Origin of the sequence: Niallia alba (assembly GCF_012933555.1) — a bacterium.
Lineage (GTDB): Bacteria > Bacillota > Bacilli > Bacillales > Cytobacillaceae > Niallia > Niallia alba.
Window position 1 is genome coordinate 5,068,854 of the sequence record NZ_JABBPK010000001.1, and the last position, 14,145, is coordinate 5,082,998.

14 protein-coding genes and 1 pseudogene are annotated in these 14,145 nt (G+C 34.6%); 7 read left to right on the forward strand and 8 right to left on the reverse strand.

The window, feature by feature from the left end; translation table 11 throughout:
* Positions 1-38 precede the first annotated feature (38 nt).
* The 8 genes from HHU08_RS23985 to HHU08_RS24020 all read right to left on the reverse strand — a co-directional run bounded on the left by HHU08_RS23985 (position 39) and on the right by HHU08_RS24020 (position 6,064).
* Positions 39-722 carry a DUF421 domain-containing protein gene (locus HHU08_RS23985; RefSeq protein WP_097159208.1) on the reverse strand — a complete coding sequence of 228 codons (684 nt, stop codon included), beginning with the start codon at positions 720-722 and terminating at the stop codon, positions 39-41.
* Positions 723-745: 23 nt separating this feature from the next.
* Positions 746-1,060 (reverse strand): CBO0543 family protein, encoded by a 315-nt coding sequence (locus tag HHU08_RS25845; RefSeq protein WP_283950795.1) that lies wholly within the window; start codon positions 1,058-1,060, stop codon positions 746-748.
* A gap of 493 nt (positions 1,061-1,553) precedes the next feature.
* A complete protein-coding gene (locus HHU08_RS23995) occupies positions 1,554-3,047 on the reverse strand; it encodes a phospholipase D-like domain-containing protein (protein WP_169189501.1) in 1,494 nt (497 codons plus the stop codon).
* 97 nt (positions 3,048-3,144) lie between these two features.
* A complete protein-coding gene (locus HHU08_RS24000) occupies positions 3,145-4,524 on the reverse strand; it encodes a S8 family peptidase (RefSeq protein ID WP_169189502.1) in 1,380 nt (459 codons plus the stop codon).
* A 119-nt stretch (positions 4,525-4,643) separates the two neighbouring features.
* A complete protein-coding gene (locus tag HHU08_RS24005) occupies positions 4,644-4,895 on the reverse strand; it encodes a hypothetical protein (protein ID WP_169189503.1) in 252 nt (83 codons plus the stop codon).
* Positions 4,896-5,047: 152 nt separating this feature from the next.
* A complete protein-coding gene (locus tag HHU08_RS24940) occupies positions 5,048-5,242 on the reverse strand; it encodes a hypothetical protein (protein ID WP_160549815.1) in 195 nt (64 codons plus the stop codon).
* A 179-nt stretch (positions 5,243-5,421) separates the two neighbouring features.
* A complete protein-coding gene (locus tag HHU08_RS24015) occupies positions 5,422-5,769 on the reverse strand; it encodes a spore coat protein (RefSeq protein WP_328823061.1) in 348 nt (115 codons plus the stop codon).
* Positions 5,770-5,782: 13 nt separating this feature from the next.
* Entirely contained in the window at positions 5,783-6,064 is a 282-nt protein-coding gene (locus HHU08_RS24020; protein WP_041844980.1) for a hypothetical protein, read from the reverse strand.
* A 663-nt stretch (positions 6,065-6,727) separates the two neighbouring features.
* Between HHU08_RS24020 and HHU08_RS24025 the strand changes: the two genes are divergently transcribed.
* The 7 genes and pseudogenes from HHU08_RS24025 (at position 6,728) to HHU08_RS24050 (ending at position 14,017) form a co-directional block, all read left to right on the forward strand.
* A complete protein-coding gene (locus HHU08_RS24025) occupies positions 6,728-6,934 on the forward strand; it encodes a DUF1657 domain-containing protein (protein WP_145582939.1) in 207 nt (68 codons plus the stop codon).
* Between the two features lie 225 nt (positions 6,935-7,159).
* Positions 7,160-8,275 (forward strand): IS4 family transposase, encoded by a 1,116-nt coding sequence (locus tag HHU08_RS24030; RefSeq protein ID WP_100525938.1) that lies wholly within the window; start codon positions 7,160-7,162, stop codon positions 8,273-8,275.
* Between the two features lie 686 nt (positions 8,276-8,961).
* Positions 8,962-9,198 (forward strand): annotated as a pseudogene (locus HHU08_RS25320) (tyrosine-type recombinase/integrase); the annotation flags it as partial.
* 441 nt (positions 9,199-9,639) lie between these two features.
* Positions 9,640-10,563, forward strand: a complete 924-nt coding sequence (locus tag HHU08_RS24035; RefSeq protein WP_145582941.1) for a cupin domain-containing protein — start codon at positions 9,640-9,642, stop codon at positions 10,561-10,563.
* A gap of 566 nt (positions 10,564-11,129) precedes the next feature.
* The gene (locus HHU08_RS24040; protein WP_169189450.1) at positions 11,130-12,245 is read left to right on the forward strand and encodes an IS4 family transposase; all 1,116 of its coding nucleotides are present in this window, start codon (positions 11,130-11,132) and stop codon (positions 12,243-12,245) included.
* A gap of 360 nt (positions 12,246-12,605) precedes the next feature.
* The gene (locus HHU08_RS24045) at positions 12,606-13,286 is read left to right on the forward strand and encodes a Type 1 glutamine amidotransferase-like domain-containing protein (RefSeq protein ID WP_169189505.1); all 681 of its coding nucleotides are present in this window, start codon (positions 12,606-12,608) and stop codon (positions 13,284-13,286) included.
* 197 nt (positions 13,287-13,483) lie between these two features.
* A complete protein-coding gene (locus HHU08_RS24050) occupies positions 13,484-14,017 on the forward strand; it encodes a GNAT family N-acetyltransferase (protein WP_169189506.1) in 534 nt (177 codons plus the stop codon).
* The last annotated feature ends 128 nt before the right edge of the window (positions 14,018-14,145 follow it).

Sequence of the window (14,145 nt, forward strand, 5' to 3'; positions counted from 1 at the left end):
TTTATATTCACCAAGAAATGCTCTTATCCTAACAAATTTTATTTAGGACTTACATGTATGCCTTCACTCTCTCGCCAATCTGCGTAAAGTATACGCTTTACATTATCATATCCATTGGTAGTTAATTGGTTATCTAACCACTGTTGATCAAATCCGAGTTCATGTAAATTATCCCATAAAATTTCCCCATCTATAATTAACGATGTTGGGAGGTCTACTGGACTTTCTGGAAGATTGAGATCTTGCTTGTCTGGTTTTTGATACTTGGATTTTAATAATAAACTTATTTGCCCATTAGCTTCCAATATACCGTATTTGACTTCGCGAACTGAAAAGACATTATTTTGACGGAGTATACTCAATACTTGATTTACATCCAATTTGTTCTTTGTAAGTAACTTTCTGTCCATAACACCATCTCGAATGATGATGTTAGGATTGCCTAATAAGAGAGAACGTGTCGATTTATTTTTTAGAGTCATAAACTCTATTCCCAACATAAGAAACGTCCACAATCCGATGGCATATAAAAAATGAAAAATCCCTACCTTATCTTCATAAATGGTATTTCCTAAAAAATCTCCAAGTACTAACACAAAAACTAAGTGAAACGGGGTTAACTGATAGATGGATGTTCTGCCTGTTATGATAATGATAAAAAATAAAGTGGCAAAACCAACGATGACTTTGATCGTCAGTAAACCAATATTAACTTCTTCCAAAGTTTTTTCCTCCAATTTAAATTTTACTTAGTTGTAAGATCTTGAGGTTTAGATAAAGAGGCTAGTTTTAGTATTAAAGCTCGAGTTACAATTCCAACCATGATGTAATATATGAATGAATATCTGTATCTCCACTCTAAATAATTAACAAGTTTGACCCACTCGCAAAAGGGTTCACCTATATAGGCATATGTTAGTGCCATAATGATCTGGGCTAAAATAAAAGATTTCCATCTTCTAAAATATTGATATAACAACATGTAAGCTACAGGTACCATTGAAAAATCAAAAGGAAAGGCCCTAGGAATAAAAGGTAGGAATGCAATGGGTAATCCCAAAAACTGTATTGTGCACCAACTACATCTAATAAGGTTGTTGTCAAGATAATTATGGTACCAAATAACAAAATTTCTAAAATAATGTCTCGTTTAACAAGTTTAGCCCATATAACCCAAGGCACAACTAAAAAAACGACTAGTATCCACCATTCCCAAGTTAAAAACTCATTTTTAGCCAACCATTTAATTCTAAATGATAGAGCTTATCTTCTAATAAATGTATTTCCTTAAGATTTTCAAATATATTATCTATTGATATCACCTCTATATTTAAATGAAAAGGTAACAGATATTTTTGAATTCAAACTCTTTGAGCTGCCTTTTTAGTATTACCGTTTTTTAGTAATGAATTTCCATCGTAAATAAGAAAAAAACCATGTTGGAAGTTCTTATAATACACGGGTTTTCGACTTTTTTTAATAAGTCAGAAATATATTAAAAACAAAGTTAAATCTAGATTTAAGATAGAACAATAAAAATAGGATACATCAACTTATAATAATGGAGAAAGCAGACGAGCACCTTGTTCAACAATGCGCTCGGTCAGGGATCGTTGCAACAAGTCTTCAATTCTTAATGGTACAGAATCAGTAAGATCCCCCTCGAACTGCTCTGTGAGTTCTCTTGCCACATCAGCACTGTACACGACTTGACACACCTCATAATTCAGGCGAAAACTTCTCATATCATAGTTTGCTGCGCCTACTTCTGCAATTTCCTCATCAATGATCATCAGTTTCGCATGTAACATTCCTTTATCGTACTGGTAAATTTGGACCCCAGCTTCTATAAGTTCCCCGTAATAGGTACGACTTGCAAAGCCTACGATTTTTTGATCAATGTGGCGAGGAACCAGCAATCTTACGCGCACACCACGAGCCACAGCTGTCTTTAATGCCATAATAATATCTGTTTCTGGTATAAAGTAGGGAGTTGTTATATCAATGGTTTTGGTCGCTTGTGTTATACATATAAAGTAGGCTTGCCGAATGACTGGGGTAGGAATTCCAGGGTTTCCTTCCAACGTATGGATATACGCTTTTTGCATTGTCCCTGTCTTCTGGGATATGCCCATCTCTTTGTCATCAAGGGTACTCAACTCTGATCCTAATTCGGCTGACCATCTGGAAAGATCTACTTTGCCGGTTTGATTGATTTTCGTTACCTCAGATTTTGTTTTCAGATTTGTTTTTGATTTTATCCGTTCCGGCACAGCGATATTCCAATGAACATCAAAGACAGTCTGCAAATCGACTGATGCTTCTCCTATGATTTGCAAATGAGTATCCCGCCAGAATCCTACATCAGGCTTCAATCCTGTATATTCATACCCTACGTTCATGCCACCAGTAAATGCTTTCTTTCCGTCGACCGTGACAATCTTACAATGATCCCGATAATTCCAATTGGACAAAATCCAGGGAAAGCGTAAAGGAAATATTGTCCGACATTCTATCCCTGCTTCCACCATCTGAAGAATTTTTTGACGCGGAAATTTTTTACTCCCCCAACCATCTCTAATAAAACGAACCCGCACTCCATTTACTGCTTTTTCGATCAGCAGTTCTGTGATGCGATTACCAATTTGGTCGTTCCGATAGATGAAATATTCCAGATCAATGGTTTTTTGGGCTTTTTGTAGAGATTCGATAAGTTGTTCATATTTTGCTATTCCATTGTTTAGTACGTGGACTTTGCCGACTCGAAGCCCGCCTACAGTAAAATACCTTAAAGCATCGGCGATTATCGATGCTGAATCAGTATATGTATCAGGTAATTTATCAGACTCATTATGAGAAGAGGTCAATCTTTTCCGATGAATAATCTTGGGATTTGATGTGCTAAGATATAGCCAGAAACCAATGATAGGCAAAACAAGGACGATTATTATCCAATTCAAAGACTTGGCAGGACGACGAACTTCCCAAATAGCTATGAATAACATAAAGAACGTATTTAACAGGTATAGATAAAAAATCCACTCCAACTAAAATTCCCTCCTTAGTTTTTCCATTATCATGTACAAACAATGTACACCATGTAGAAGTTTTATAACAACGAAAAGCAACGGTTTCAAAAAGGGATTATTGCCTTTTGCTTTGGGCATCTTCCAATCCATTCTTTACATTAATTAAGCCACTACCAAATTCGTGATCAGTTCCAGGGATTCCTAAATCATAAGTAGAATTCTTAATAATGTCTATTACTTCTTGGTTCGTTAAATTAGGGTTTACTGAAAGCAAAAGACCTGCTAGTCCTGCTACATGTGGTGAAGCCATAGAAGTACCTGAAAGGGCAGCATACTGCTGGTTAAAATAGGTGCTCGGAATTTGAACTCCAGGAGCTGCAACATCGATATAATCTCCATAATTTGAGAAAGGGGCACGTTGTCCCGTGTAACTTACGGCGGCGACACTTAGAACCTTAGAAAAAGCAGCTGGATAGCTCGGCTGCATAGTATTTTCATTTCCTGCTGCAGCAATCAAGACAACATTTTTACTGTATGCATAATCGATTGCCCCTTTTAAAAGGGAAGAATACTGATAATTGCCTAAACTCATATTAATGACATCGGCTCCATGATCCACTGCCCAAAAAATCCCTTTTGCTATATCAAAGGTCGTCCCATGCCCTTCAGCACCCATTGCTTTTATAGGCATTATTTTGTTATACCAAGTGATGCCTGCAACACCTTCATGGTTGTTTGTTTCCGATGCAATGATTCCTGCTACATGGGTGCCATGCCCGTTGTCATCATCAGGGAAATTATTATTCAACAGTACATTATAACCATTTGTAATTCGTCTTCTCAAATCAGGATGGTCCAGATCAACGCCAGTGTCTATAACAGCAATAATGATATGTTCATCGCCTTTGGTGATATCCCAGCCTGCTTCTGCTTGAATGGCCGATAAGTTCCATTGGTATTGTTCTCTATACAGCAAATCATTAGGAAGTCCAATTTGATTTTGCAGATAAAGATAATTGGGTTCAGCAAATTCAACCATAGCCTGACTGTTAAAATATTCAATAAGTTCCTTGGTCGAAAGCGTATTAGAACGAAAAACAATCGTAGAATTTTGCTTTTTAATGATCGTGCCATTGATCTCCTGTGCCATCCTTTCTAATTCCTTTGTTGAGGGAAGAGTCTTGAATGCAACGTTTACTTCTTTCTTAATATAATGACTCTCCGTTTTTTCATTGTGTTTTATTAGAAAAACGGAAGGATCATTTCTTAATTGATTCTTGATGGTTTGACCCATGGAAAGGCTGTTTATTTGAAGAACATTTTTTTCTTTTTCAACATTTTGGACATTGGTTATAGGGGTATTGTTTTTGACAGCAACTGTTTTATTTTCGTGATTCTCTTTGTTTCTTGTATTTTGTACTAAGAATAATAACCCTATGGATAAAAGAATAAGTACGGAAACAGTAACCAATAAGGACCTTGGTATTTTTGTCATGAGACACCTCTATAAATTTGTTATTAGAAAATGCTGCAATATAAGTATTAAATTTCTTATTAACATCCTTGAATCTTGATACATAAAGAACACCGTTTGTTCTCAAACGGTGTATAAACTTATTCATCAATAGTATCTGGATCTGTTGCGTCTTCAGGATCTTCAATTGGTTCTTCTGTATCAGGGGTGACATTATGTTCATCAATAGTATCTGAATCAGTTGCGTCGATCGGATCTTCAATTGGTTCCTCTGTCCCTGGAGTTACATCCTCAGGTGGTGGATTATTATCGTCATCTCCATTATTACACCCTAATAACAAGAAAATTGAAAGAAAAACTGTTGATAAAAGTTTCATCCACTTAAGATTCATCTTTACCGCCCTTTCGATTGTTGTAATTTCTAAATTATTTTCTCCGTTTATTCTTTATTTATTCAGATAGTCTAAAAAGAAATTTGATGAAATACAGCAATAAGCAATTATGTATAGACTTATGATAGATAATATTACAAAGTTTCCCTATTTTATCCGATTCTATTTTTTGCTTTCTGAATAACCTCTTCTACAAACTGATCTTTATTTTCTAATTCACCAAGTGTAATATCTCCATTAGCTAATTTTTCAGAGAGCACATTAATATCTTCCTGGACGGAAACAGGGATTTGATTTTCAGTCAACATTTTCTGAAGCTCATTTGCAATTTTAGTTTCTTGATTCATTTTTAACACAACCTTTATTTTAGTATTTATATGGCAGGATTTGAGCAATTTAATACTTTGAACACGTTTGTAGGAAGGTTCTAAAGAAGAGAAAGGTTGGTTAACATCCAACCAACCTTTTGTCTTGCATAATTATTGTTGTGTGTACCCTGAGTTTGTTCTCCTTGAACACTTGTTCTTTATTGTATTAAATTGCCTCTATATGGATCTTGACTTTGCATGTAGTTAGAAAATTGTTGAACCGATTGTTGAATAGTTTGTGGAGTTTCTTTTTCCAAAGCGTACCATCCGTTTTTAAACATTAAGTTATATAGATTGCGGTGACAGTCTTCAGTTTCTTGGGAAATAGACGCAATTGTACGATACAACGACCCATGGCTTGCTTCTTTTAATGCAGTCGAATATGAGGAAGATATATATTTTTCCGTAGTTAAGGCATCGTTTAGAAAATCTCTATCGTTCATTTGCGGCGTCTTGGGAACTGGTGTTTCAGGATTCTTAATTTTGTTTGGATTATTATTTTCCACTATCGTATCCTCCTTATTGATTCATATTTTGTGAAGGTTGAGTTACATACTGTTGCATCTGTTGAAGCAGCTGTTGATAGTGTCGGTCGTGCATTTGTCCAGCTTGTTCAAGTGCTGCTCTTACTTCTGGATTTTGACATTGTTGAGCGAAAAAATGCATTTTCTTCATCGCAAGTAGATTCCAGCTTAACATATCGTTTAAATAGAGATGATCCTTTGTTGACATTATTTCAGGCGGCTGCGTCATGAAAGCTTGTGCTTGTTGATTAACCATACCCGTCTGCGGTTGTTGCATGATGTTTCCTCCTTGTTAACAATGTTGTAATCACTTGGGTAGATTGCCACACAGCGGTCAAAAATATGCAGGTATTTTAGATTAGTTTTAAAGACCCTCCACCTTTAGATAGCATTAAATACTCCCCACCTATACGCAGGTGGGGAGTATTTGTGGCTAAACTAAATATTAATTTATCCTATTCCAGATTCTGTCTAGGTCCAAGGCAACATATATTTTATCACCATTAATTTCCTTATGTATAATAGGATTGGAAAAATACTGATTTATATTTTTATTAAATTGCTTACACCTTGCTCGTGGTTTTGGTCCATATAAATCGTTTCAGGATAGTCCTTATACATACTCCGTCTACCTCTTTTTTAATTTTATGAAAAATACAAACTGCATCAATACTCCATTTCAAAATAAGCATACCAGTCTTGCTTCTCGAAAAGGAAAATCCCCCTCGAATTGTAAAACAATTGTACTTTAATCAGCTTTTACAAAAGTACAACCGTCAAATTTACCCTATTCTCTCTTCCTTGATTTTTTTTGCCAAGAGTATTTTTTCCGAAAATAATAAAAATATAATTCGAATTTTAAAAACTTTGTATGAATAAATATTTCTATCTTCAAACATTCTAAGAAAGGTTTCAAAAAAAATAATAGGAGGTGTTATTCATGACAGTCATAAATGACGTTAAAACAGCTTTAGCCGGATTAAAAAGCGCTCAAGCTAGCTTTGAAACATTTGCTCTTAGTACAGATAATGAACAAGCGAAGCAGCTTTACCAAGATGCTGCTAAACAAACCCAATCTGTTTTACAAAGCGTTGAACCACGCGTTCAACAAATCGAACAAGAAGAACCACAATACAAACAACAATAATTAAAAGACAAAAAAAGGTTGGTCGAGTAAACCAACCTTTTTACTCTCTCAATAATGGATAAAACACAGAGGTGATTATTCATGATCACTAGTGTTGCGTTAATTTAATTTAACTATTAAAAATACTTGAAATGTTCAATTTTATCATTTTATGCAAAGAAAAAGTCCTTTATAATGGATAAGTTAGGTGGTAACCCGTCCAAATCCACTAAAAAGGACTATCGCATGGACAAGATTACACGAAAAACTTCATTTGGACAATGGTTTTCACCAATAAATCTTCAATTATTTGAAGAAAACGTGAAAACGTTGAAATTAGATTTCTATACGAAAAAACTAACGACAGAGTCATTTCTAAAATTATTACTTTTTGCGCAGCTAGAAGAAGTCGAAAGTCTGCATGCGCTGAGCGATTGTCTTTTCGATGATCAACTGCAAAAGGGCATTGATCTTGATTCTATCAGTATTTCCCAACTCTCACGCCGTTTAAATGGCATGAATCCAGACTTATTCCAAAAGCTTTTCCTTGATTTAGTTTCACAAATTCATGCCAAAACGCACAACACGAAACTTGTGATGCCATTAAAAATCATTGATTCAAGCACATTGCCTCTCAATTTGACTAATCATAAATGGGCAAAATTCCGCAAAACAAAAGCGGGTGTTAAATTGCACTTACGCCTTGTGTTTATGGAAAAAGGTATATCCTATCCCGAAAAGGCCATTATGACAACGGCCAAAGAACATGACCGCGGTCAGCTTGAAGTAATGGTTGATGACAAGGAATGTATGTATGTGTTTGACCGTGGTTACTTAGACTACGAACGCTTTGATCGGATGACAGATGACGGCTACTTTTTCCTTTCTAGGCTGCGAAAAAACGCAGTCATACGGGAGGTTTACGATTTTAAACTACCCGAGAATACATCTGTTTTGTCGGATCAAATGGTGTTGATTGGTACGACGCAAAACCGTGCCGAAAATTACTTTCGTCTTCTAAAAGTGATTGATTCAAAAGGAAATGAGCTTCATTTAATCACAAATCGTTTTGATTTAAGTGCTGAAGAAATCTCAAAGATGTATAAATCACGCTGGGCGATTGAGTTATTTTTCAAATGGATTAAACAACATCTCCATATCAAAAAGTTTTACGGCCAAAGCGAATGGGCAATTCAGAATCAAGTGTTTATCGCACTTATTGTTTTTTGCCTGCATGTTCTCGCACAAATCGAGACAAAAAGTAAACGAAAAACCCTACAAATTAGCCGATATTTACGGGCAGCTTTGTGGAAACCAGCACATATTTGGCTTCGAAAGATTGAAGGAAAAACCATTCCTTAATAAACAAATTGTCGTCGTCTCTTAAGTCTAATTGTGAAAAAATTTCCAAATGGATGGATCCACCTTTAGTTGGGTATTTACTTTTTTGGCTCTTAACAGGGGACATATTTAAACTGAATATTCTAACAACATTTATGCAACACTAGTGATTCATGATATATAAAATAAAACAATTTAAAGATCGGTCTTTTAGTATTAACGGTTATCGGAATAGGATCAGGATGTAACGAAAGCCAGAATCAGTTGGGTGAAAATAATAACGATTTGAGTATTTCACAGGTACATACAAGCTTTCTTTTTCGATTCTTAACACGTTTTTTCATTGACATCAACAAACTTTATAAACACAATGAGACCCCTCACAACATCATGGGTGGTTTTTTTGCCTTCATTTTTAATTCTCTTGGGTGTATTGTGTCAAAAAGGTGAAGGTTGGATTGGTAGGGGTGAATTAGCAAACAGCGAACCCGATGGATATACGCTTGTTTATATGGTCTCTCCAAATAACTTTACTGGTTAATAAATCCTACTGCCAATAGAAAAGAAAATTTGGACAGTTTTTAATTTAATATCAGTCACCATGAAGATTCCGAACTTATTGTCGTAAAACGGGATGACCCCCGGTTTGACAATATTAAAGAGTTCATTGGATACGCAAAGGAAACGAGTTAGCTGTGTAGTTTTATAAGGTAACAACTAACATACGAGATTGACTGCTTATTAAACGGCTATTTAAAAAGGTTTGAGAATTGTAGAAGCACTATCGCTCTTTATAGAGGACTTTATTTTTGATCATAAAAATGGACACCAATTCAGTTGAAATAGATAGAGGGGAGTTAATCATCTAGTTCTTGTTTGATGATTACCTTTATGAATTCCTTGATGAATTAGCGATTGATACCAACTTTATATTTGTAAAATTGGTGATGAAGCCATTATGGAAAAATTAATTTTAGAAGTGTCTTAAATGAATCAAGTGCACGCAAGCACAACGCTATCAACAATGTCGATATTCATTGAACGGATTGAAGCGCTAAGGCAGCAACAATCACCTATACTAAAACAATATTAACGAGAAATAAATGAGGAAAGGATGCCCTTATTGAATCACTGAAACGGAAGACCAAGAAATTAGAAGGTGATAACAAACAACTTAGTGAGTAATTAGTTGCTTATACAGAGGTATTTAAAAAAGTTTAGTTTATGGAGAGAATGGTGCTCTCCATCCCTGCCTGTTGAACAAACGGGCCATTAACTGAGTAAATTCTTTTCAAATGAGACCTTCTTAAGGCACTATGGATTAAAGCACAAACTCTAAACATAGGAATATGATAATTTTATAAAAATATGAGGGAATGATCAAAATGTATAATGTTCCAATCACGTACCCATATCCTTATTACGTCAACCCATCAATATATAACTCAAACTTGATGTTAAGAAATAGTCAAGGAAAGGATCGACTAGTATTTGAGGCAATACTTGACGGAATAAAAGGAGAAGCTTCAGCCATTGATTTATATAGCCGATTAGTAAATTTAGCACCAAATCAAAAGCATAAAAATGACATTCTGAATATTTTAGAAGACGAAAAGGTACATTGGCAGCAACATACAAATCTGTATATTTCGATGACTGGAAGACAGCCTGTGTACCAAATCGAGAAAGTATCTTTTCGAAATTATCGTGAAGGACTGCAAAAAGCTTATGAAACGGAATTAGCGAATTATGAAGAATATCGAAATGATTATTTGCTTTTGCAAAATTCACCAGTTGGTGATGTATTCCTTCGTGCTTCCACAGATGAAATGGAGCATGCTAAACGATTGGCCTTTTTAAAATCATTTAAGAGCAAAGATAAAATTGAATTAAAAGATTATGGACCAGAACCGTTTATCGTTAATATACAGGAGGCTACGAAGCAAAACAATACGTATCGTACCGTTTTATGGACAGGAAGACATTTGCAAGTTACCTTGATGAGTATCAATGTTGGAGAAGATATCGGTTTAGAAATTCACCCCACAGTTGATCAATTCTTGCGTATTGAACAAGGTCAAGGGATTGTTCAAATGGGGGATCGTAAAGATAATTTAGATTTTGCAGAAAAAGTCTATGAAAACTTTGCCATTATGGTACCTGCTGGTAAATGGCATAATGTAACCAATACAGGTAATATCCCGCTAAAACTTTACTCTATTTATGCGCCGCCTCAGCATCCACATGGTACCGTTCACGTAACGAAAGCTGATGCCATGGCTTCTGGTCGTTGTTTTATGGCGAACTAAAATCGCTTGCAGAAAGTACACTATAACTTATCTGAAGAGCAGTAGTAGCCTATCACTTCTCATTTTTTGAAATGTATTTTGCTATTTTCACGTGTCAAATCATTAAAAAATTAAATAATAAAGCTACTTTTAAACACATAGTTTTGTTTTTTATATAAGTATTCAACTAATTAATCCTAAATTGATTCGAATACTTGAATAGCCCTATAGGGAAAATGACTTCATCATTTTCTTTAACATACAGAAATGGGCGCCTTTAACGAAACGGTGCTTGTCCTATTGCAATTGATTATTTTCCTTTTAAAATAAACCATCACCTATTAACCATTAAACTTTGCAAAAAAAGCCTCGAAATGCTTAATTTCTGGGCTTTACTTCTTATATGAACGTTTTTGTTACGGTAATTATATAAAAAAGTCTATTTTCACTAGTGTTGCATTAATTTATTTTGATTATTAAAAATACTCAAAATGTTCAATTTAATTAATTTGTGCAAAGAAAAAGTCCTTTATAATAGATAAAGTCAGGTGGTAACCCGTCCAAATCCACTAAAAAGGACCAATCTCATGGACAAGATTACACGAAAAACTTCATTTGGACAATGGTTTTTACCAATAAATCTTCAATTACTTGAAGAACAGGTGAAAACGTTGAAATTAGATTACTATACGAAAAAATTAACGGCAGAATCATTCCTTAAATTATTACTTTTTGCGCAGCTAGAAGAAATCGAGAGTCTACATGAGCTAAGCGATTGTCTTTTCGATGACCTATTGCAGAAAGGTATTGATCTTGATTCAATTAGTATTTCTCAGCTCTCACGCCGATTGAACGGCATGAATCCGGATCTGTTCCAAAGGCTTTTCCTTGATTTAGTCGCACAAATTCATGCCAAAACACATTATACAAAACTTATCATGCCTTTAAAAATTATCGATTCAAGCACATTGCCACTCAATTTGACAAATCATAAATGGGCAAAATTCCGCAAAACAAAGGCAGAAGTTAAATTGCATTTGCGTCTCGTCTTTATGGAAAAAGGTATTTCCTATCCCGAAAAGGCCATTATAACAAATGCAAAAGAACATGACCGTGGTCAGCTTGAAATCATGGTGGATGACAAAGAATGCATGTATGTGTTTGACCGTGGGTACCTGGATTACGAGCGCTTTGATCGCATGACTGATGATGGCTACTTTTTTCTTACAAGGTTACGGAAAAACGCTGTCATAAGGGAGGTTTATAATTTTAAACTTCCGGAAAATACAGCTGTTTTATCGGACCAGATGGTGTTGATTGGGACAACACAAAACCGTGCTGAAAATTACTTTCGACTTTTAAAAGTAATGGATTCAAAAGGGAATGAACTTCATTTAATTACAAATCGTTTTGATATGAGCGCCGAAGAAATTTCAGAGATGTATAAATCTCGCTGGGCAATTGAGCTGTTTTTCAAATGGATTAAACAACATCTAAGAATCAAAAAGTTCTACGGTCAAAGCGAATGGGCGATTCAAAATCAAGTATTTATCGCATTAATCGTTTTTTGCCTACATGTTCTCGTTCAGATCGAGACAAAAAGTAAGCGGAAAACCTTACAGATTAGCCGTTATTTAAGGGCTGCATTGTGGAAACCAGCGCATATATGGCTTCGAAAAATTGAAGGAAAAGCCATTCCTTAATATAGTATATTGTCGTCGTTGTACAAGTCTAATTGTAAAATAATTTCCAAATGGATGTAGCCACCTTTGATAGGGTATTTACTTTTTTGGCTCTTAACAGGGAAGATTAGTAAATTGAAAATTCAGATAACATTTATGCAACACTAGTGGTCTATTTTATAAAAATTATTTTATTCCATAATCGGGCCAGATTCTTGAACAAGAGAAGGAAATATTAGAATGTGAATCGAATCTCCTTAAGGGACTTTATTGAATAAGGATCTTAAAAATTGGATATTTATATTAAAATCGATATAAGGTTTAAGAATGACATTAGAACAGAATTTAAAACAATAAATTTTTTGGTGGTGCCATTTGGTTATGAGGTTAGTTGTAATAGGTGGAGGTTTTGTAAAACATTTTGACAATTTTCATATAAATAAGAGGATTGTAGAATTGGTCGGTAAAGTAAATCCTAAGGTTCTATTCATACCTACAGCAAGTAACGATGATGAAGGTTATATAAAAGAGTTTAAAGACACGTTTGAGAAACAATTGAGTTGTCAAGTTGAAGTACTACGTTGTATAAATGAAAATCCAAATGAAAGTCAAATAATCGAGTTATTCAGATCCTCTGATCTTATGTACCTCGGTGGTGGTAACTACGTTAATATGATGAAGCCTTGGAAAAAGTACAAAATCGACCATAAGTTAGAAGAAGCACTCAATTCCGGAACTTTAATTGCGGGTATTAGTGCAGGTGCTATCTGTTGGTTTAAGAGTGGAATTCGTTCAAATTATGAAGGAGAAGGATACATAGAAAGTTCTGGGTGGCAAATTATTAATAAAATTTTTTGTCCTCACTATAATCAAAGAGATAGAGCTGAGGCTTTGCATTCAATTTTATTAAATGGTAATAGAACTGAGGATACAATCGCTTTAGAAGACGACAGTGCTTTGTATTTTACAGATAACACTACTGAACTGATAGGTGATCCATCGAAGTCATGGTTACTTCAAGTTAAAGAAAACAAATTGGTAAAACAAAAAATTAATGCTTAATTGTAAATAATCTTTAGCTACTTGAACTACCTATTTTTTCCCTATTTTACATTTCTCATTATTCAATTATCGGGCACAATTCTTTAATAATTGCGTCTTTTTGTAATTGAACTTTAAGTTAAAAAATGTAAATAACGGAAATTTCATTGTGATATTATATAAGTTAATTAGGAAGCTAAATTAAGAGGTGTTAAGTAATGTTATTAAAATTAGAAACTGAACGTCTATATTTACAACCTTTCAACAAAGAAGACTCATTTAGAGTTCAAAAATTAGCAAATAATGAAGAGGTGGCGAGTATTCTAGGTCTTCCTCACCCTTATCTATTGGAATATGCTGAAGCTTGGATCGATACCCAACCAGAATTACTAAAAGAAGGTGTTGAGTATCCTTTAGCAATAGTATCAAAGAATACCAATGAACTAATAGGTACAATAACAATTAGAGTTGATAAAAACAATAGTAAAGGTGAACTTGGCTATTGGATTGGCAGAGATTTTTGGGGAAACGGTTTTGCAACTGAAGCTGTAAAACGGATGGTAAATTTTGGATTTAACGAACTCAAATTAAACAAAATTTGGGCATCTGCTATTTCTAGAAACAAAGCTTCAATAATGGTTTTAGAGAAAGCTGGGTTAAAGAAAGAGGGAACACTTAGACAAAATAGACTTCTTTTAAATAATTTTGAAGATGTTGATGTATATGGACTTTTGAAAGTCGAATTTAAATAAGTAAGAACCATGTAAATAAATTTTTCAACAATACCAGTTAATAGAAGCTTCTTTGTTATTCGAAAAGGGCGCTTTCGTTGAAGATCGATGAGCTGTTTGTGCAGTTCTGTTATATTAAATAAACGGGT